Below are 631 nucleotides of genomic sequence, written 5' to 3' on the forward strand. Positions count from 1 at the left end.
CGAATGCGACGGCGGCGGTGACGGGGAACGTGACCGTGACCGGCCCATCGGTCACCCTCAACTACACCCATTGGACGGCGCCGCTGGCTTCAGGCATCGGCGTGACGGAACAGGTCTATTGGCCCTGTGCGCCGGCCAGCGCGACAAACACCGGCATCGCGGTGGCGTCTCCGGCACCTGGTACGGGCGGGACCGTGTCGGTTAGCGCTCATGGGTATCAGCTGTGATGCTGCGGGCGATCTTCATTGCGCTGGCGGCGCTGCTTCTCGGCTTCGCGCCGACATCTGCGGGTGTCGTGCCGGGGCCTGAGGTGTCGGTGCAGCTGGCGACAGCGAAGGCGCCGTATGAGGGCGTCAGGCTGGCGTTCTGGCAGTCGCGGGATTCGAATTACAATGAATCGATTGCGGTTGTGCCGTATCAAGGGCCTGGAGACGTCAGTGTCGGAGGAGCGACCAACAACTGGTATGCTTGGTACAGTTGCGCTCGGGTCTATAAAGCGTCTCTTGCCAGCACATCAACCAACCTTTGCGACCTAGTTGACAGTGCCGCCCCTACAACCGTGATCTGCACACTAAGAGGCAGCGCGTCCGGTCTGGTAGATCTGGTCGGGACGTATTGCACTGGCGGCCTT

The 631-nt window shown here is 62.8% G+C and carries 2 protein-coding genes; both read left to right on the forward strand.

Going from position 1 to position 631, the window contains the following annotated elements; all coding sequences use genetic code 11:
• Positions 1–205: hypothetical protein (locus tag AACY52_RS29210; protein ID WP_339561203.1), on the forward strand; the 205-nt coding region annotated here is incomplete at its 5' end.
• Between the two features lie 21 nt (positions 206–226).
• A partial coding sequence (locus AACY52_RS29215; protein WP_339561204.1) for a hypothetical protein occupies positions 227–631 on the forward strand: 405 nt, incomplete at its 3' end.

It is taken from the genome of Pseudomonas sp. EA_65y_Pfl1_P113 (assembly GCF_963970525.1).
GTDB lineage: Bacteria > Pseudomonadota > Gammaproteobacteria > Pseudomonadales > Pseudomonadaceae > Aquipseudomonas > Aquipseudomonas tritici.